At 71.6% G+C, this 17,555-nt stretch carries 18 protein-coding genes; 10 read left to right on the top strand and 8 right to left on the bottom strand.

Features of this window, described 5'->3' with window-relative positions; all coding sequences use genetic code 11:
* The first annotated feature begins 27 nt into the window (after window positions 1–27).
* Both ACZ562_RS11560 and ACZ562_RS11555 read left to right on the top strand, forming a co-directional pair.
* A complete protein-coding gene (locus ACZ562_RS11560; RefSeq protein ID WP_471176524.1) occupies window positions 28–1,368 on the top strand; it encodes a transcriptional regulator in 1,341 nt (446 codons plus the stop codon).
* A 117-nt stretch (window positions 1,369–1,485) separates the two neighbouring features.
* On the top strand, window positions 1,486–2,031 hold the full coding sequence (locus tag ACZ562_RS11555) for an NUDIX hydrolase (protein WP_471176522.1): 546 nt from the start codon (window positions 1,486–1,488) through the stop codon (window positions 2,029–2,031).
* A 32-nt stretch (window positions 2,032–2,063) separates the two neighbouring features.
* On the opposite strand, the gene ACZ562_RS11550 is transcribed toward ACZ562_RS11555, so the two are convergent.
* Both ACZ562_RS11550 and ACZ562_RS11545 read right to left on the bottom strand, forming a co-directional pair.
* The gene (locus tag ACZ562_RS11550; protein WP_471176519.1) at window positions 2,064–2,321 is read right to left on the bottom strand and encodes a hypothetical protein; all 258 of its coding nucleotides are present in this window, start codon (window positions 2,319–2,321) and stop codon (window positions 2,064–2,066) included.
* Between the two features lie 202 nt (window positions 2,322–2,523).
* Window positions 2,524–3,342 (bottom strand): 3-hydroxybutyryl-CoA dehydrogenase, encoded by an 819-nt coding sequence (locus tag ACZ562_RS11545; protein WP_471176886.1) that lies wholly within the window; start codon window positions 3,340–3,342, stop codon window positions 2,524–2,526.
* A gap of 209 nt (window positions 3,343–3,551) precedes the next feature.
* On the opposite strand from ACZ562_RS11545, the gene ACZ562_RS11540 reads away from it, so the two are divergent.
* A complete protein-coding gene (locus ACZ562_RS11540; RefSeq protein WP_471176517.1) occupies window positions 3,552–4,775 on the top strand; it encodes a glycoside hydrolase family 10-like protein in 1,224 nt (407 codons plus the stop codon).
* A gap of 4 nt (window positions 4,776–4,779) precedes the next feature.
* Here ACZ562_RS11540 and ACZ562_RS11535 read toward each other — a convergent pair whose 3' ends face one another.
* Together ACZ562_RS11535 and ACZ562_RS11530 are read right to left on the bottom strand one after the other, a co-directional pair.
* The gene (locus tag ACZ562_RS11535; RefSeq protein ID WP_471176514.1) at window positions 4,780–4,974 is read right to left on the bottom strand and encodes a DUF1918 domain-containing protein; all 195 of its coding nucleotides are present in this window, start codon (window positions 4,972–4,974) and stop codon (window positions 4,780–4,782) included.
* Window positions 4,975–5,068: 94 nt separating this feature from the next.
* A complete protein-coding gene (locus ACZ562_RS11530; RefSeq protein ID WP_471176511.1) occupies window positions 5,069–5,986 on the bottom strand; it encodes a DMT family transporter in 918 nt (305 codons plus the stop codon).
* Here ACZ562_RS11530 and ACZ562_RS11525 point away from each other — a divergent pair.
* Together ACZ562_RS11525 and ACZ562_RS11520 are read left to right on the top strand one after the other, a co-directional pair.
* Window positions 5,985–7,427, top strand: a complete 1,443-nt coding sequence (locus tag ACZ562_RS11525) for an aminotransferase-like domain-containing protein (protein ID WP_471176509.1) — start codon at window positions 5,985–5,987, stop codon at window positions 7,425–7,427. The two genes, ACZ562_RS11530 and ACZ562_RS11525, sit on opposite strands and share 2 nt — an antisense overlap.
* A gap of 210 nt (window positions 7,428–7,637) precedes the next feature.
* Complete coding sequence (locus ACZ562_RS11520; RefSeq protein ID WP_471176506.1) at window positions 7,638–8,231, top strand: histidine phosphatase family protein; 594 nt, start codon at window positions 7,638–7,640, stop codon at window positions 8,229–8,231.
* 105 nt (window positions 8,232–8,336) lie between these two features.
* Here ACZ562_RS11520 and ACZ562_RS11515 read toward each other — a convergent pair whose 3' ends face one another.
* Both ACZ562_RS11515 and ACZ562_RS11510 read right to left on the bottom strand, forming a co-directional pair.
* Window positions 8,337–8,777: a carboxymuconolactone decarboxylase family protein gene (locus ACZ562_RS11515; protein WP_471176883.1), complete on the bottom strand. Its 441-nt coding sequence runs from the start codon at window positions 8,775–8,777 to the stop codon at window positions 8,337–8,339.
* Window positions 8,778–9,511: 734 nt separating this feature from the next.
* Window positions 9,512–10,879, bottom strand: a complete 1,368-nt coding sequence (locus tag ACZ562_RS11510; protein WP_471176503.1) for a pyridoxal phosphate-dependent decarboxylase family protein — start codon at window positions 10,877–10,879, stop codon at window positions 9,512–9,514.
* A 155-nt stretch (window positions 10,880–11,034) separates the two neighbouring features.
* On the opposite strand from ACZ562_RS11510, the gene argC reads away from it, so the two are divergent.
* From argC to ACZ562_RS11485, 5 genes are read left to right on the top strand one after another with little or no spacing between them, the layout of a single operon-like run.
* A complete protein-coding gene (argC, locus tag ACZ562_RS11505) occupies window positions 11,035–12,063 on the top strand; it encodes an N-acetyl-gamma-glutamyl-phosphate reductase (RefSeq protein ID WP_471176500.1) in 1,029 nt (342 codons plus the stop codon).
* On the top strand, window positions 12,060–13,211 hold the full coding sequence (gene argJ, locus ACZ562_RS11500) for a bifunctional glutamate N-acetyltransferase/amino-acid acetyltransferase ArgJ (protein ID WP_471176498.1): 1,152 nt from the start codon (window positions 12,060–12,062) through the stop codon (window positions 13,209–13,211). The genes argC and argJ overlap by 4 nt, the downstream gene beginning before the upstream one ends.
* Window positions 13,208–14,113, top strand: a complete 906-nt coding sequence (gene argB, locus ACZ562_RS11495) for an acetylglutamate kinase (protein WP_471176495.1) — start codon at window positions 13,208–13,210, stop codon at window positions 14,111–14,113. The genes argJ and argB overlap by 4 nt, the downstream gene beginning before the upstream one ends.
* Window positions 14,110–15,294: an acetylornithine transaminase gene (locus ACZ562_RS11490; RefSeq protein ID WP_471176493.1), complete on the top strand. Its 1,185-nt coding sequence runs from the start codon at window positions 14,110–14,112 to the stop codon at window positions 15,292–15,294. Before argB ends, ACZ562_RS11490 begins: the two co-directional genes overlap by 4 nt.
* A gap of 19 nt (window positions 15,295–15,313) precedes the next feature.
* Window positions 15,314–15,853 (top strand): arginine repressor, encoded by a 540-nt coding sequence (locus ACZ562_RS11485; protein WP_471176490.1) that lies wholly within the window; start codon window positions 15,314–15,316, stop codon window positions 15,851–15,853.
* Between the two features lie 90 nt (window positions 15,854–15,943).
* On the opposite strand, the gene ACZ562_RS11480 is transcribed toward ACZ562_RS11485, so the two are convergent.
* Together ACZ562_RS11480 and ACZ562_RS11475 are read right to left on the bottom strand one after the other, a co-directional pair.
* Window positions 15,944–16,744, bottom strand: a complete 801-nt coding sequence (locus tag ACZ562_RS11480; protein ID WP_471176487.1) for an FAD:protein FMN transferase — start codon at window positions 16,742–16,744, stop codon at window positions 15,944–15,946.
* Window positions 16,737–17,537, bottom strand: coding sequence for an FMN-binding protein (locus ACZ562_RS11475; RefSeq protein WP_471176485.1), 801 nt, complete (start codon window positions 17,535–17,537; stop codon window positions 16,737–16,739). Before ACZ562_RS11475 ends, ACZ562_RS11480 begins: the two co-directional genes overlap by 8 nt.
* Window positions 17,538–17,555 lie beyond the last annotated feature (18 nt).

Genomic DNA, 17,555 nt, shown 5'->3' with positions numbered 1-17,555 from the left:
CGGCACCGAGGCACCCGGGGGGCATCCATGGAGCCCAACACTCTGCTCGACGCGATTCTGGACGAGGCCGGAATCTCGCACGCGGGGCTGGCCGCACACGTCAATCAGGCGGGCCGGGCGCGCGGCCTCGCCCTCAGATACGAACACACCGCCGTGGCACGGTGGTTGAAGGGACAGCGGCCCCGCGGCCAGGTGCCCGACCTGATCTGCGAGGTGCTCGCCGCCCGGCTGCGACGGCCCGTCAGACTCGACGACATCGGGCTCGGTGTGCCCGGCGAGCCGTCCGCCCCGCACGGCACCACGCTGTCCGGCTTCGTCGAGCGGGCCACGGCCCTGTGGCGGTCCGACGAGCAGCAGCGCCCGCACATCCTGGGTGCGCCCGCCGTCACGGGAACGCCCGCCGTGATGCCCGTCTGGGAGTGGGAGAACCCGCCGGAGGACGTGGACGTCTCGCGCGGCGGCCGGCACCGCGTCACCGCCGCCGACCTCGAGATGCTGCGCGCGGCCCGTGCGCACTACGAGCAGATGTACCGAAAGGCCGGCGGCATAGCGACCCGCACCCGGATCGTCGGCTTCCTCAACGCCGAGGCCGCCCCGCTGCTGCGCGGCGGCTACACCGACGCGACCGGCCGCCAACTCCACCGCGCCACCGGCGGATTAGTGGCGATCGCCGGCATCTGCGCGTACGACTCCGACGCGCACGGCCTCGCCCAGCGCTACTTCCACCAGGCACTCAGGCTCGCCAAGGCCAGTGGCGACCGGGGACTTGGCGCCTATGTGATCGCGCTCCTCGTCAACCAGTCGCTGTTCATGCGGGAGTACCGCCAGGCCGTCGCCTTCGCGGAGGCCGCGCTGCGCGCCGCCGGCCGGCACATCACCCCGGCGCTCGCCTCCGACCTGTACGCGATGCAGGCGAAGGCGTACGCACACCTGGGCGACGGCACGAGTGCGCTGTCCTGCATCCGGCGTGCCGAGCAGGCCGCCGAACGCATCCGGCGCGGATACGAGCCCGACGAGACGGGCTATGTCCAGCCGGGACTGGTCAACGTCCAGGTGGCGGAGGCGTTGCTCAGCCTCGGCGAGCTGGCGGCGGCCGGGGAGCACGCGGCGGCCGCCGTCGGCAATCCGGCCCACGACCGGGGCCGCGTGCACCGGCTCGCCATGCTCAGCACGATCGAACTGCGGCAGGGCAACGCGGACAAGGCGGTGGCCACCGCGGTGCAGATGGCAGAGCAGGCCCGTGGGATGGAGTCCCAGCGCCTGCGGGACAGACTCCGCGCGGTACGCGAGCATCTGGTGCGCAGCGGTTGTGCCGGTACGGCCGAGGCCGCCGAACTGATAGACGGGGCACTGCGCGTACCTCTGTAGCCCGCACAGGGAAACGTCAACTTCACTCCGCTGCGCTGCGAGCGGATCGCTGTGCGCCTGCTGTCACACTGCTCCTGCTGCGATATTGCCACTTACTCGGCGGAAGGTGGCAGAACCGTGCAGTGGACGAAGCAGAACGAAAAAACTGTGTATGCAAACCGCTGGTTCAGCGTCAATCTCGCGGATGTCGAGCTGCCGGACGGTCGGCACCTCGATCACTTTTTAGTACGGCTACGGCCCGTCGCCGTGGCCACGGTGGTGAACGAGGCCAATGAAGTCCTCCTCCTGTGGCGCCACCGTTTCATCACCGACAGCTGGGGGTGGGAACTCGCGGCGGGCGTCGTCGAGGACGGCGAGGACATCGTGTCCGCGGCCGCCAGGGAACTCGAGGAAGAGACCGGATGGCGGCCGGGGCCTCTGCACCACCTGATGAGCGTGGAGCCGTCCAACGGGCTCACCGACGCCCGGCACCACATCTACTGGTCCGACGAGGGCGAGTACATCGGGCATCCCGTGGACGACTTCGAGTCGGACCGCCGGGAATGGGTCCCCCTCAAACTCGTCCCCGACATGGTCGCCCGCGGCGAGGTCCCGGCCGCCGGTATGGCGGCCGCGCTACTGCTCCTGCACCACCTGAGGCTGGGCCAGGACGCCGGGCCCTGATGATTCCCCCCACCGCGCCCTGTCGCGACTCCTCAGTGCCCGAGCGCCTGCCAGACGGCAACGACGAGCGCGCCCACGGCGGTGAGGGCCGCCACCGCGGGCAGCGGCCAGCGGGCGTGCTCCAGTGCGACGACCCGTGTGCTCAGGTCGTCCACTTCCTTGTCCGTCTCCTCGGTGCGATGGCTGAGCAGAGCCAGTCCTCCCTCGACGCGCGCGTAGGACACATCGAGGCGCCGGCGTAACTCTGCGAGTTCTCCTTGGACCACGGGATGCTCGGGGTCGGCGGTCACGAGTCCGCTCCTTTCCGTAGTCGTCACATCCCTTGCATGCGCATCGGAGTCAACTCGCCTGGTGGACACGTGGGGAGAGTGTGCGAGGGGCATATGCGGGCCCGGTGCGCACACGGTGTGTGAACGCGGCGGGCCCGGCACACCGAGAAGTGCCGGGCCCGTAGTGCTCACGCTTCGCGATCAGCCACAGGTGCAGAAGTGATCAGCCGTAGCTGTAGAAGCCGGAGCCCGTCTTCCGGCCCAGCCGGCCCGCGTCGACCATGCGCTGCAGCAGCGGGGGAGCGGCGTACAGCGGCTCCTTGAACTCGTCGTACATGCTGTGCGCCACCGAAGCCACCGTGTCCAGGCCGATCAGGTCGGACAGCTTCAGCGGGCCCATCGGGTGGGCGCAGCCCAGCTCCATACCGTTGTCGATGTCCTCGCGGCTGGCGATGCCCGACTCGAACATCCGGATCGCGGAGAGCAGGTAGGGGATCAGCAGCGCGTTGACCACGAACCCGGAGCGGTCCTGGGCGCGGATGCCGTGCTTGCCCAGCACCTTCTCGGTGAAGACCTGGGTCCGGCCGATCGTGCCCTCGGAGGTCGTGAGCGCCGGGATCAGCTCGACGAGCTTCTGCACCGGCGCCGGGTTGAAGAAGTGGATGCCGATGACCTGGTCGGGCCGCGAGGTGGCGACCGCCAGCTTCACCAGCGGGATCGAGGAGGTGTTGGAGGCCAGGATCGCGTCAGGGCGGGTCACGACCTGGTCCAGCACCTGGAAGATCTCGGTCTTGACCTGCTCGTTCTCGACGACGGCCTCGATCACCAGGTCGCGGTCCGCGAACTCGCCGAGGTCGGTGGTGAAGCTGAGCCGCGCCTGCGTCGCCGCCAGCTCCTCCTCCGCGATCTTGCCGCGCTCGGCGGCCTTGGACAGGGAGTTGAACAGCCGGGTCCGGCCGATCTCCAGGGCTTCGCCGGTGGTCTCGGCGACCTTCACGTCCAGGCCGGCGCGGGCGCACACCTCTGCAATGCCCGCTCCCATCTGGCCGCAGCCCACCACTCCGACGCGTTCGATGTCGGTCACATCGTCCCTTTCGCTGATGTACGGCTGGTGGCAGGTCTGCCGTGGTTCGGTGCCTGCTCCGTTCGAGCACGTTACTCCGAAGTATCGATGATCGATCGCGCGGGTCGGGCATTCTGGGCGCGGAGACGATCCGTGAGGGCACGGATCCGCGGCGACGGGGTGTGCGGATGGGCAGAGTGACACGCAGGGCGTTCGCGGCGGCCGCGCTGTCGACGCTCGCGACGGGGTCGGGAACCCCCGCCGTACCGGCGCCCCGGCGCGTGACCACCGAGATGCGGGGCGTGTGGCTGGCCACCGTCGCCAACCGGGACTGGCCATCCGGCCCGGGTCTGACCGCGGCCCAGCAGCGCGCCGAGCTGCTCGTCCACCTCGACAGGGCCGTCCGCGACCGGCTCAACACGGTGATCTTCCAAGTGCGGCCCTCGGCCGACGCCCTGTGGCCCTCGCCCCACGAGCCGTGGTCCGAGTACCTCACCGGCACCCAGGGCAGGGCCCCGGGCTGGGACCCGCTCGGCACGGCCGTCGCGGAGGCGCATGCCCGCGGACTGGAGCTCCACGCCTGGTTCAACCCCTACCGGATCGCCCTGCACACCGACCCGACGAGACTCGTCGCCTCCCACCCCGCCCGCAGGCACCCGGACTGGGTGGTGACGTACGGCGGAAAGCTCTACTACAACCCCGGGCTGCCCGAGGTCCGTGCCTTCGTCCAGGAGGCGATGCTCGACGCGGTGCGGCAGTACCCGGTCGACGCCGTGCACTTCGACGACTACTTCTATCCGTATCCGGTGGCGGGCCAGAGCTTCGACGACGACGCGGCCTACGACCGCTACGGCGGCGCCTTCCCGAACCGGGCGGCCTGGCGCCGCGACAACATCGACAAACTGGTGCGCGAGACGGCGGCCCGCATCAAGGAGACCCGGCCCGCCACGCGCTTCGGCATCAGCCCCTTCGGGGTGTGGCGCAACGCCGCCACCGACCCGCTCGGCTCGGACACCCGGGCGGGCGTGCAGACGTACGACGACCTGCACGCGGACACGCGCAGATGGGTCCGCGAGAACTGGATCGACTACATCTGCCCGCAGCTCTACTGGCACATCGGCTTCGCAGCCGCCGACTACGCCAAACTGGTGCCCTGGTGGGCCGAGGTGGCGCGGGGTACGCGGACCACGCTGGTCCTGGGGGAGGCGCTGTACAAGGCCGGTGATCCGGCACAGCCCGCGGCCTGGCAGAACCCGGCGGAGCTGTCCCGGCACCTCACGATGGCCAAGAAGCACCCGGAGGTGAGCGGGCACGCCTTCTTCTCCGCCGAGGACCTGGCCGCCGACCGGATCGGCACGATGGCGCGGGTGGTCGCCGACCACTACCGGCAGCCGGCGAAGCCCCCGCGTTGATTCACTAGTGTGCGACGTCCTTGTGGCGGATTTCGGTGTCGGGGCCGGGTGAACACACGCCCTCGTGCCCGTCCTCGAAGCGGACGCGGAACGGGGGGTTGCCCTCCTGGCCCATCACTTCGACGATCTCGCCGACCTTGTCGTGCTGTCCGACCACCCTGCCGTGCTGGACAAGCTGGTCGCCGACGGTTGCACGCATCAGTTGGGCCTCCTCACCATGTGCGGGAGCAGCGGTCCGTGGCTTTGAGTCTACGGCGCGGGACGTCCGTGGGGACCCGTCGCGTGCGCGCCGCTCACCCCCGCGCCCGCTGCGTGACGGCGATGCAGACGAGCACCGCCGCGGCCGTCAGCGGAGCGGCCACTGTCAGGTGCTCGCCCAGCAGCAGCACCGACCACACCAGTGTGAGCAGCGGCTGCGCCAACTGCAACTGGCTGGCCTTGGGGATGCCGATGGCGGCCATGCCCCGGTACCAGACGAGCAGGCCGAGGAACTGCGAGCCGGCCGCGACCCACAGCAGCCCGGCCAGGCTGTGCGCGGTCAGGTGCGCAGGCTGGTACGACAGCGCGAGCGCGGCGGCGGGCACGCTCAGCGGCAGACACAGCACCAGCGCCCAGCCGATGACCTGCCAGCCCGGCATCACCCGGGCCAGCCGGCCGCCCTCGGTGTAGCCGGCCGCGCACACCAGCAGCGCGGCGAACAGGTACAGGTCGGCGGAGGTCAGGGCGCCGCCGCTCTGCTGCACCGTGAAGACGAGCACCGCGGCCGCGCCCGCGAGGGCCGCCGTCCAGAAGGTGCGGGAGGGCCGGGTGCCCATGCGCAGGGCGGAGAACAGCGCGGTGGTCAGCGGGAGCAGGCCCACCACGACGGCGGCGTGCGCGGTGGTCGAGGTCTCCAGCGCGAGCGTGGTCAGCAGCGGGAATCCGACCACGACGCCGGCGGCGACCACCGCGAGACCCGGCCAGTGGCGGCGGCCCGGGAGCGGGACGCGCAGGACCAGCAGACAGGCGCCCGCGATCAGGGCCGCGAGGACGCTGCGCACGGCCACCAGCGACCAGGGGCCGAAGCCTTCGAGGCCCCAGGCGGTGGCGGGAAAGGTCAGGGAGAAGGCGACGACGCCGAGGGCGGCCTGGAGGGTGCCGGCGGCGGTCGTCCTGGCCGGGGCGGTTACTGCTACCCGGCTCGGCGCAGTAGCGCTACTCTGTGTTCTCATGCAGCACAATAGCAGTGTGAGCGAGCTGGCGAGCAGGCTGCGGAGAGAGCTGGACCGCTACTCTCCCGGTGGAAAGCTCCCCTCGAGTCGTGTCCTCGTCGAGCGCTTCCGGGTCAGCCCCGTGACCGTCTCGCGGGCCCTCGCGCAACTGGCCGCCGAAGGCCTGGTGGTCACCCGGCCCGGCGCCGGCGCCTTCCGCGCCGAGCCGCACGCCACGACCGCTCCCGTCGGCGACACATCCTGGCAGGAGGTCGCCCTCAGCGCGGACGGTGCCGCCGACCTCGTGCCGCGCTCCGTGGACGCCTCCGGGGTACTGGTCTCGCTCGCCGCTCCGCCACCCGGTGTCATCGAGTTCAACGGAGGCTATCTGCATCCGTCGCTGCAGCCGGAGCGGGCGATGGCCGCGGCCCTGTCCCGGGCGGGCCGCCGGCCCGGCGCCTGGGGGCGGCCGCCCATGGAGGGCCTGCCGGAGCTGCGGGAGTGGTTCGCGCGGAGCATCGGCGGGCCGGGCGGTGGCGTCACGGCCGCGGAGGTGCTGATCGCGGCGGGCGGCCAGTCCGCGCTGACCACGGCGCTGCGGGCGCTCGCCCCGCCCGGTTCGCCGGTGCTCGTGGAGTCGCCCACCTACCCGGGCATGCTGGCGATCGCCCGCTCGGCGGGCCTGCGTCCGGTTCCCGTGCCGGTGGACGCGGACGGGGTGAAGCCCGCCCTGCTCGCGGACGCCTTCAGGGCCAGCGGTGCCCGCGTCCTCGTCTGCCAGCCGCTTTTCCAGAACCCGACCGGGGCCGTGCTCGCCCCCGAGCGCCGCGGCGAGGTGCTGCGCATCGCACGCGAGGCCGGTGCGTTCGTCGTCGAGGACGACTTCGTGCGACGGCTCGTGCACGAGGACGCCGGACCGCTGCCGCGTCCGCTCGCCGCCGACGACCCCGACGGACTGGTCGTCCACGTCGGCTCGCTCACCAAGGCGACCTCGCCCAGCTTCCGGGTGAGCGCGCTCGCCGCCCACGGGCCCGTGCTGGAGCGGCTGCGCGCCATCCAGGTCGTGGACACCTTCTTCGTGCCCCGGCCCCTGCAGGAGGCGGCGCTCGAACTCGTCGGCTCCCCGGCCTGGCCGCGCCATCTGCGTGCGATCTCCGCCGAGTTGAAGATGCGCCGGGACACGATGACCGCCGCGCTCAGGACGGACCTCCCCGAACTCTCCCTCCCGCACATCCCGTCGGGCGGCTACCACCTGTGGCTGCGCCTGCCCGACGGCACCGACGAGCCGGCTCTCACCGCGGCAGCCCTGCGCGCGGGGGTCGCGATCACTCCGGGCCGCCCCTACTTCAGCGCGGAACCACCCGCCGGCCACGTACGCCTGAGCTTCGCTGCGGTCGCCGGGACGGGGGAGATCACGGAGGGGGTACGGCGGCTCCGTACGGCTTGCGACGAGGTGCTCTAGCCTGCGCGCCCACCACCGGCTCTCCACCCACGCGTACTGGGAGACGGCCGGGCTTCGCCTGGCTGTGCGACAGGCACGTCGAGTGGATGGCGCTCGTTTTATGGTGACTTGTCCGTCAGGTCCTGACCCTGAAGTAAGGTTTCGCACACCCTGGGTAAATCCCGGACGACATCCCTTGACCTGCGAACCTTTGCGACTCACGATCGCCGCATGCCACTTCGGGTCACGTTCGTCGCCGCCGCGCGCAGCTCCTCGCTGCTCGCGGAGCGCTTCGAGGACGACCGTCCGCTGGACCAGGCCGGCTGGGACGAGGTGCTGCGCGTCGCCCACGACCTGGTGCCGTTCTCGACCGCCGAACTGCGCTACTGCTCGCCGACCCCGCGCAGCCGTGCCACCGGGGATGCCCTCGGCTATGCGCCGCTCGTGCAACTCGCCCTGCGGGACTGTGACATGGGACGGTGGCGTGGGCTGACGCTCGGGGAGGCGATGGCCCGCGAGCCGCAGGCCGTGGACGCCTGGCTCGCCGATCCGCGTGCCACACCGCACGGCGGTGAGTCGCTGCTCGCGTTCATCTCCCGGGTCGGCGGCTGGCTGGACACCCGGCCCGTCGACGAAGGGTGCGGCATCGTCGCCGTGGCCGAGCCCTCCGTGATCCGCGCGGCCCTGGTGTACGCGCTGAAGGCACCGCCCTCGACCTTCTGGAACATCGACGTGCGTCCCCTGTCAGCGACCACCGTCACGGGCCGCGGCGGCCGCTGGAACCTCCGCTGCGACGGGGTGCCCGTTCAGCCCTCGCGGGCGTAGTCGGTGGTCAGGACGAGGTCCTGGCGGGGCCGCCCACGAGCCAATCGAGGGGGTCGCCGCGGGTTCACCTCATCTTCCCGGCGAACTCGATCACGTTCCTGCGGATCAGACAGCAGGGGTGGCGGTCGTTGTCACGGGCCGCCGTCCCAGCGGCAGCAGCCCGCGCTCGGCGAAGACCTTCTTCGCGGTGAAGGTGGCGTTCAGCGCCTTCGGCATCCCGCAGTACACCGCGGAGTGCGTTAGGGCCTCGACGATCTGCTCGGGGGTGAGGCCCACGTTCAGTGCCGCGTTCACGTGCACGTCGAGCTGGGCCTCGCAGCCGCCGAGCGCGGTGAGCATGCCCAGGGTCACCAACTGGCGGTCGCGCGGGTCGAGTCCGGGACGGTCGTAGATCTCGCCGAAGGCCCAGGCGACGACCTGATGGCCGAGTTCGGGGTTGATGTCGGCGAGCGAGTCGACGACCCGCTGCCCGGCCTCGCCGTCGACCTTCCTCAGGATCTCCAGGCCGTGGGTGAAACGCTCCTGGCGGGTGGTGCGGTCGCTCATGCCGGGTCGTCCGTTCCCGGCGGTTCCTCGCGGGGCGGTATGGAGTTCTTCGTTGGTCATGGGCAGGACCGTAGGAGTTGGAGCGCACTCCAGGTCAAGTGCGCGCCCGGTCGTCAGCCGCCGACCGGCCGGGGCGTGCGGTCAGTGCTCCTTGCGTCGCCTGAACCAGCCGAGGCCGCGGGCGGGCGGGCCGGAGCGCGGGGCCGCAGCCGGAGGTACGGCGGGCCCGGCGTCGGGCCAGGGGCACCTGCCGTCGGGGCTCCGGGTGTGCCGAACGGCGGGAGGGTCTTGCATCGCGGGGAACCGGGCGTCCCACTGTTCGTGTCGCCGACGTCGTACGGCGGCCCGCCCTGGAGCCCGTTGGCGTAAGCGTGCCGCCGGAAGCAGACGGCCGGGCCCACCTGGGCCATGACCGTCGCCTCGCGCATGCGGTCGTCGCCCCCTCGGCGGCCTGGACCTGAGGGCCGTGCTGCAGCCTGCCTGGGGGACCGTGCTGCAGCCTGCCTTGGGGACGAGTCCAGGACCCGAAGGAAGACCTGGCCGTGCCCGTTCCGCCGCGGCGCCTTGATCGACTGCCGGATCGCCGGCATGCCGTCCACGGCGCCGGACGCCCGCCTCGACCAGGCTCCCGGGGCCCCCGGCGACTGCCTGCGCAAGACGGGCCCTCAGCTGCGAGGTCCACGACCGGGTAGTTCGGCGGGCGGCTGCCATGAACTCGGGAGGGAGCGTCCGTGTCAGGCGCTGACGGCCGCGCGCCGGATCGCGTCGAGCGCGCGCGTCACGTCGTCGTCGGTCGTCGACCAGTTGCTCACCGAGATCCGCATGACACGCCGGCCGTGCCAGGTGGAGCCGCTGATCCACGCCGTGCCGTCCTCGAGCAGCCGGGTGAGGACCCGTTCCGTGCGTTCGTCGTCGCCGAACTCGGCGCAGACCTGGGTGAACACCACGTCGCTGAGAACCGTCGCGCCGTCGATCCCGGCGATGCCGGTGGCGAACGCGCGGGCATGCCGGCACAGCCGCTCGACGAGATCGGCCACACCTGATCGGCCGAGGGACCTGAGTGCGGCCCACACGGTGAAGGCTCGGCCCCGCCGGGAGAGCTCGGGGACCTTGTCGATGGGGTCGCCGCCTTCGTCCTGGATGAGGTAGTCGCCGCGCAGGCCCATCGCTGCCCGGACCGCGACCGGATCGCGCACGATGGCGAGGCCGCAGTCGTAAGGGACGTTGAGGGTCTTGTGGGCATCCGTCGCCCAGGAGTCGGCCTCCGCGCAGCCCGCCGTCAGGTGTGCGTGCGTCGGGGAGGCGGCCGCCCACAGCCCGAAGGCGCCGTCTATGTGCACCCACGCCTGCGTGTCGCGAGCCGCACGGATCGTCTCGACGAAGGGATCGAAGGCCCCGGAGTGGATCTCGCCGGCCTGGAGGGCCACGAGCGTGGGTCCGGGCCGGCCGGCTGCCAGGGTGTGCCGCAGGGCTTCGGGCGCGATGCGTCCTTGGTCGTCCGCCTTCACCGGTTCGGGTCTGCCGAGCCCCAGGTAGCGCAGCGCCAGATCGATGGCCATGTGGCGTTCCTCGCCGACGATGACGCGTACGGCCGGCCCACCGGCGAGTCCGTCGCGGCCGACGTCCCAGCCGGCCCGCCGCAGCACCGCGTCGCGCCCCGCCGCGAGGCAGGTGAAGTTCGCCATCGTGGCGCCTGTGGTGAAGCCGACGGCGCTGCCGCCCGGGAGGCCGAGCAGATCGAGCAGCCACGCGCTCGCGATGTCCTCCGCCGCCGTGTACGCGGGGGAGACGGCGCGCATCACGCAGTTCTGGTCCCAGGCGCTGACCAGCCAGTCCGCGGCCAGCGCGGCCGGCTCGGTGCCGCCGACCACGAACCCGTAGAAGCGGCCGCTGGGAAACGCGGTGAGCCCTCGCTCACAGGCCGTGACCAGCAGGTCGACGACGTCGGCGGGCGCGCTCGGACCGTCCGGCAGTTCGACACCGAGCGCGCGCACGATCTCGTCGACCGAAGCGCCGGCGGGAACCCGGCGATCGGACAGGCTCGCCAGCCAGCGGACGGCATGGTCGTGTGCCTGTCGGAGCGCCGTCTCGCGCGCGTCCATACCTCGGACTATGCGACGGTCGCCACCGCCACGCAAGCCCCGTCCGGCACGGTCCCGCCCGCTTGATCACCGCGCGCCGGCCGGGCCTGCCTTTGGGATTGCATAAACGTGCAGCGAAACGTATAGTCATGCCATCCAAGAGGAGGATGGATTCCATGGCGGTACGTGCGGCAGTGGCCGGAGCGAGCGGATACGCGGGCGGAGAGGTCCTGCGTCTGCTTCTGGCGCACCCCGAGATCGAGATCGGGGCCCTGACCGGTAACTCCAACGCCGGGCAGAAGCTCGGTGTCCTCCAGCCGCATCTGCTGCCGCTGGCCGACCGCGTACTCGACCCGACCGCCCCCGAGGCCCTCGCCGGACACGACGTCGTCTTTCTCGCGCTGCCGCACGGCCAGTCCGCCGCCGTCGCCGACAAGCTCGGCCCGGAGGTGCTCGTCGTCGACATGGGTGCCGACTTCCGGTTGAAGGACGCGGCCGACTGGGAGCGGTTCTACGGGTCCCCGCACGCCGGGACCTGGCCCTACGGCCTCCCCGAACTGCCGGGTGGCCGCGCCGCGCTGGAGGGGTCCAAGCGCATCGCGGTACCCGGCTGCTTCCCGACGGCCGTCTCCCTCGCCCTCTTCCCGGCGTACGCCGCCGGGCTCGCCGGGACCGAGGCCGTGATCGTCGCCGCCTCCGGCACCTCCGGCGCGGGGAAGGCTCCCAAGCCCCATCTGCTGGGCAGCGAGGTCATGGGGTCGATGTCGCCGTACGGTGTCGGCGGTGTCCACCGGCACACTCCCGAGATGATCCAGAACCTCTCCGCGGCCGCCGGCGAGCGCGTCTCCGTCTCCTTCACGCCGATCCTCGCGCCGATGCCCCGCGGCATCCTCGCCACCTGCAGCGCGAAGGCGCGCGACGGGGTCACCGCCGAGTCCGTCCGCGCCGTCTACGAGAAGGCCTTCGCCGACGAGCCCTTCGTCCACCTCCTCGCGGAGGGGCGGTGGCCGGCCACCGCGTCCGTCTGCGGTTCCAACGCCGTTCAGGTGCAGGTCGCGTACGACGAGGCCGCGGGCCGCATCATCGCCGTCAGCGCCGTCGACAACCTGACCAAGGGCACCGCTGGCGGTGCCGTCCAGAGCATGAACATCGCTCTCGGGCTCCCCGAGGAGCTCGGACTTTCCACGATCGGAGTCGCACCGTGAGTGTCACGGCAGCCAAGGGATTCACGGCGGCGGGCATCGCCGCCGGGATCAAGGAGAACGGCAACCCGGACCTGGCCCTCGTGGTCAACGCCGGGCCCCGCCGCGCCGCCGCGGGCGTCTTCACCTCCAACCGCGTCAAGGCCGCGCCCGTCCTGTGGTCCGAGCAGGTCCTCAAGGGCGGCCAGGTGTCCGCGGTGATCCTCAACTCCGGTGGCGCCAACGCCTGCACGGGGCCCAAGGGCTTCCAGGACACGCACGCCACCGCCGAGAAGGTCGCCGACGTGCTCGGTCACAACGCCGCCGAGGTGGCTGTGTGCTCCACCGGTCTCATCGGCATGCTGCTCCCCATGGACAAGCTGCTCCCGGGCGTGGAGACGGCTGCCGCTTCCCTGAGCGAGCACGGCGGCGAGAAGGCCGCCGTCGCCATCAAGACCACCGACACCCTCCACAAGACCTCCGTGGTGGCCAAGGACGGCTGGACCGTGGGCGGCATGGCCAAGGGCGCCGGCATGCTGGCCCCGGGCCTCGCCACCATGCTCGTCGTCCTCACCACCGACGCCGACCTCGACAGCGCGACGCTCGACAAGGCCCTGCGCGCCGCCACCAAGGTCACCTTCGACCGCGTCGACTCCGACGGCTGCATGTCCACCAACGACACCGTGCTCCTGCTCGCCTCCGGTGCCGCCGAAGTCACCCCGGACCACGCGGAGTTCGCCGAGGCCGTACGGGCCGTCTGCGACGACCTCGGCCAGCAGCTGATCCGGGACGCCGAGGGCGCCAGCAAGGACATCAAGGTCGAGGTGGTCAACGCCGCGACCGAGGACGACGCCGTCGAGGTGGGCCGCTCCATCGCCCGCAACAACCTCCTCAAGTGCGCCATCCACGGCGAGGACCCCAACTGGGGCCGCGTCCTGTCCGCCATCGGCACCACGTCCGCCGCCTTCGAGCCCGACCGGCTGGGCGTCGCCATCAACGGCGTCTGGGTGTGCAAGAACGGCGGCGTCGGCGAGGACCGGGAGAAGGTCGACATGCGCTACCGCGAGGTGCACATCGTCGCCGACCTGGCCGCGGGTGCCGAGACGGCCACCATCTGGACCAACGACCTGACCGCCGACTACGTCCACGAGAACAGCGCGTACTCGTCATGAGCACCACCCGCAAGCACACCGCACTGCCCAAGGCGCAGATCCTCATCGAAGCGCTGCCCTGGCTGACCCGGCACAACGGCAGGACGGTCGTCATCAAGTTCGGCGGCAACGCCATGATCGACGAGGACCTGAAGGCCGCCTTCGCGCAGGACGTCGTGTTCCTGCACCACGCCGGCCTCAAGCCCGTGGTCGTGCACGGCGGCGGCCCCCAGATCAGCGCGGCCCTCGACCAGCACGGCATCGTCAGCGAGTTCAAGGCGGGCCTGCGCGTCACCACCGAGGACGCCATGGACGTCGTACGCATGGTGCTCGCCGGGCAGGTGCAGCGCGAGCTGGTCGGGCTGCTCAACCAGCACGGACCGCTCGCAGTCGGCCTCACCGGCGAGGACGCGCACACCATCACCGCGATCAAGCACCAGCCCGAGATCGACGGCGAGTTGGTCGACATCGGGCGGGTGGGCGAGATCACCGCGATCGACACGGGCGCGATCGCGGCACTGCTCGCCGACGGCCGTATCCCGGTCGTCTCGTCGATCGCCCGTAGCCAGGACGACGGACACGTCTACAACGTCAATGCCGATACGGCGGCCGCGGCACTGGCTGCGGCACTGGGCGCCGAAACCCTCATGGTCCTCACGGACGTCGAGGGCCTGTACGAGGACTGGCCCAACAGCGACGAGGTGATCAGCCGCCTCACCGCTTCCCAACTAGAGAAGCTGCTGCCGGAGTTGAGCTCCGGCATGGTGCCGAAGATGGAGGGCTGCCTGCACGCCGTACGCAACGGCGTCACCACCGCCCGCGTCATCGACGGCCGGGTCCAGCACTCGATCCTGCTGGAGATCTTCACCGACGAGGGCATCGGCACGATGGTCGTGCCCGACGAGCAAGAGGCGGAGTCATGAGCAACCAGGAACTGACCGCGCGGTGGCAGGACGCGCTCATGAACAACTACGGCACCCCGAGGCTCCCGCTCGTCCGCGGTGCGGGCACCAAGCTCTGGGACGCCGACGGCAAGGAGTACGTCGACTTCGTCGGCGGGATCGCGGTCAACCACCTCGGCCACGCTCACCCGGCGGTCGTCGAGGCCGTCAGCAAGCAGATCGCCTCCCTCGGCCACGTCTCCAACCTCTTCATCGCCGAGCCTCCCGTCGCGCTCGCCGAACGGCTGCTCCAGCACTTCGGCCGCGAGGGCAAGGTGTTCTTCTGCAACTCGGGCGCCGAGGCCAACGAGGGCGCCTTCAAGATCGGCCGGCTGACCGGGCGGACCCACATGGTGGCCACCCAGGGCGGCTTCCACGGCCGGACCATGGGCGCCCTCGCGCTCACCGGCCAGCCCGGCAAGCAGGGCCCCTTCCTGCCGCTGCCCGGCGACGTCACCCACGTCCCCTACGGCGACGCGCAGGCGCTCGCCGCCGCGGTCACCGAGGAGACGGCCCTCGTCATCATCGAGCCGATCCAGGGCGAGAACGGGGTCGTCGTGCCCCCGCCCGGCTACCTCAAGGCGGCCCGCGCGATCACCGCCGCCACCGGCTCCCTCCTGGTTCTCGACGAGGTGCAGACCGGAATCGGCCGCACCGGCAACTGGTTCGAGTACCAGGCCCACGAAGGCGTCCTGCCGGACGTCGTCACGCTCGCCAAGGGCCTCGGCGGCGGGCTGCCGCTCGGCGCCACCGTCGCCTTCGGGCGCGCCGCCGAACTGCTCCAGCCCGGCCAGCACGGCACGACCTTCGGCGGCAACCCGGTCGCCTGCGCCGCCGGACTCGCCGTCCTCGACACCATCGAGGCCGAGGGTCTGCTGGAGAACGTGAAGCGGCAGGGTGAGAAGCTGCGTAACGGAATCGAGTCGCTGGGCCATCCGTTGATCGCCCATGTCCGGGGTGCGGGCCTCCTCCTGGGTATCGTGCTCACCGAACCGCTCGCGCCGCAGGCGCAGCAGGCGGCTCAGGACGCCGGTTTCCTGGTGAACGCGCCCGCCCCCGATGTCGTACGGCTGATGCCGGCGCTGATTCTCGGCGACGACGAGGTGGACGCGCTCCTCCGGGCGCTCCCCGGCATCCTGGACGTGGCCCACGGGGACGGATGATCCGGAGAATGAGACGACGATGAGCCAGGCGCAGGATCACGAGCAGACCGCAGGGCCCGCCGTACCGCAGACCCGCACCGCACGCCACCGCCGGATCGTGGACATCCTCAACCGGCAACCGGTGCGCTCCCAGAGCCAGTTGGCGAAACTTCTCGCCGACGACGGGCTGAACGTCACTCAGGCGACGCTCTCCCGGGATCTGGACGAGCTGAACGCGGTGAAGATCCGCAACACCGACGGCGACCTGATCTACGCGGTACCGAGCGAGGGGGGTTTCCGTACCCCCCGGGCGCCGCTGGGGGGGTCGGCGAAGGAGGAGCGGATGCGGCGGCTGTCCCAGGAGCTGCTGATCTCCGCGGAGGCGTCCGCGAATCTCGTTGTTCTGCGGACGCCGCCGGGGGCTGCGCAGTTCCTGGCCTCGGCCATCGATCAGGCGGAGTTGCACGACATCCTGGGGACGATCGCCGGTGACGACACGTTGCTGTTGATCAGCCGGGATCCGAGCGGGGGGCAGGCGCTGGCCGAGCATCTGCTGCGGTTGGCTCAGAACGGGCACTGAGCGCCGTAGGGGTGCTCGTCGTTTTGGCCGCGGCCGGTCTGGGCTGGTCGCGCGGTTCCCCGCGCCCCTGGGCGACCCAGGTGTCTCCACTCAGCCCAGTCGAGAAGCCAAGCCCGCTGTGCATCTCACCTCGTCCCCGGCCGTGATCAGAAGTGCGTCCACGCCCGGCAGGGACTCCAGCCAGGCCAGGCCCTCCCGCGACCCCATCGCGAACGCCGCCGTGGCCCAGCAGTCCGCCCAGGTCAGTCGGGGTGCCACCACCGTCACGGCGACCAGGTCTGTCACCGCGGACCGGCTGGTGCGCGGATCGATGACGTGGTCGCCGCGCTCGGCGGTGCCGGACGTCGCGACGGCCAGTTCGTCCGTGCCGGCCGCGGAGATCACCGCCGCGAGTCCGCCCGGCCGCAACGGGTCCGACACCCCCACCCGCCACGGCCGCTGCGTGCCGGGCGTGCCGAGCAGCTGTACGTCGCCGCCCCCGTTGACGCTCACGCCGCTCGCCCCGGCCGCCGCGAGTGCCCGTGCCGCCCGTTCGGCGGCCCAGCCCTTGACGATTCCGGTCGGGTCCAGCCGGCCCTCGTAGCGCATGCTGAACCAGCCGTCGCTCGTCCGCTCGGCCTCGGCGCCCAGCTCCAGCACCTCGGCGACCAGCGGATCGCACTCCTCGACGGACAGCTCGCCCCGGGCCAGCCGGGAGAGGTCGCTGCCGTCGCGGTACGTGCTGAACACCGCGTCGATCCGGTGCAGCCCGGCGACGGCCTCCCGAAGGGCCGCCCGCACGGCTGCGGGTTCCCCGCCGCGGACGTCGAAGGAGAAGACGGTCCCCATGACCTCCTCCGCATGACGCACCGCGGCGGGAGCTTGCGCGGGCTCGGCCACCGTGTCAGCCACCGGCCTGGTCCAGAGCCGACTGCAGGGACTGCTTGTAGCCGTTGCTGGTGTACGTGGCTCCCGACACCGAGTCGATGTCGGCGCTGCCGGCCGCCACCGCCTCCTGGTTGAGCTTGGGGACGGCCAGCTCGGTCTTCTGGGTGCTGGTTCCGCCCGAGGGGGCCTGAACGGTCTCCGCCTTGGTGATCTTCCCGCCGCTGACGGTGATCCGGACCTGGACGGGACCGTACTGCGTCTGGACGGCCTTCCCGGTGACGGTACGGGTGATCTGGGCGCCCTCTGAGCCCTCGGAGGAACCCTGCGAGGAACCCTGTGAAGCGCCCGGGGCGGGCTCTGAGGCCTCGACCTTGTCCAGCGCCGACTGCAGCGACTGCTTGTAGCCGCCGCTGGTGTAGGTGGCCCCGGACACCGCGTCGATGTCCGCGCTCTGCGCGGCGACCGCCGCCTGGTTGAGCTTGGGCACGGCACCGGCGGTGATCCGGTCGCTCTGGCCGCCCTTGGGGGCCTGGACCGCCTCGGCCTTGGTGATCTTCCCGTTGTTCACGGTCAGGCGCACCTGGACCGCCCCGTACTGGGTCTGGGCCGCGTCGCCGGTGACCGTGCCGTTCGCGGCGGCCTCGGCGCCGCCCTGGGCCGACTCCTGTGCCGCCGCGGTCTGCTGCGGGGCCGCGCCGCCCGCGGCCGCCGCGGCGCCCGGGTCGGACGCCGGCTTCAGCGACAGCAGCAGCACGACTCCCGACACGGTGGCGGCGGTGGCCAGCACGACACGCCGGATGGGGTGACTCTTCCTCATCTCTTCTGAGCTCCTGAA

This window comes from Streptomyces sp. NPDC040410 (assembly GCF_055595715.1).
Note: the sequence above shows the minus strand (reverse complement) of the source record. Positions and strands in the feature narration are given on the sequence as shown.

Bases quoted from the DNA above. Each gene is read 5' to 3' on its own strand.
- ACZ562_RS11560 (WP_471176524.1), top strand. From the start codon at position 28: ATGGAGCCCAACACTCTGCTCGACGCGATTCTGGACGAGGCCGGAATC.
- ACZ562_RS11545 (WP_471176886.1), bottom strand. From the start codon at position 3,342: ATGGGAGCGGGCATTGCAGAGGTGTGCGCCCGCGCCGGCCTGGACGTG.
- ACZ562_RS11540 (WP_471176517.1), top strand. From the start codon at position 3,552: ATGGGCAGAGTGACACGCAGGGCGTTCGCGGCGGCCGCGCTGTCGACG.
- ACZ562_RS11535 (WP_471176514.1), bottom strand. From the start codon at position 4,974: ATGCGTGCAACCGTCGGCGACCAGCTTGTCCAGCACGGCAGGGTGGTC.
- ACZ562_RS11525 (WP_471176509.1), top strand. From the start codon at position 5,985: ATGCAGCACAATAGCAGTGTGAGCGAGCTGGCGAGCAGGCTGCGGAGA.
- ACZ562_RS11530 (WP_471176511.1), bottom strand. From the start codon at position 5,986: ATGAGAACACAGAGTAGCGCTACTGCGCCGAGCCGGGTAGCAGTAACC.
- ACZ562_RS11520 (WP_471176506.1), top strand. From the start codon at position 7,638: ATGCCACTTCGGGTCACGTTCGTCGCCGCCGCGCGCAGCTCCTCGCTG.
- ACZ562_RS11515 (WP_471176883.1), bottom strand. From the start codon at position 8,777: ATGAGCGACCGCACCACCCGCCAGGAGCGTTTCACCCACGGCCTGGAG.
- ACZ562_RS11510 (WP_471176503.1), bottom strand. From the start codon at position 10,879: ATGGACGCGCGCGAGACGGCGCTCCGACAGGCACACGACCATGCCGTC.
- argC (WP_471176500.1), top strand. From the start codon at position 11,035: ATGGCGGTACGTGCGGCAGTGGCCGGAGCGAGCGGATACGCGGGCGGA.
- argB (WP_471176495.1), top strand. From the start codon at position 13,208: ATGAGCACCACCCGCAAGCACACCGCACTGCCCAAGGCGCAGATCCTC.
- ACZ562_RS11490 (WP_471176493.1), top strand. From the start codon at position 14,110: ATGAGCAACCAGGAACTGACCGCGCGGTGGCAGGACGCGCTCATGAAC.
- ACZ562_RS11485 (WP_471176490.1), top strand. From the start codon at position 15,314: ATGAGCCAGGCGCAGGATCACGAGCAGACCGCAGGGCCCGCCGTACCG.
- ACZ562_RS11475 (WP_471176485.1), bottom strand. From the start codon at position 17,537: ATGAGGAAGAGTCACCCCATCCGGCGTGTCGTGCTGGCCACCGCCGCC.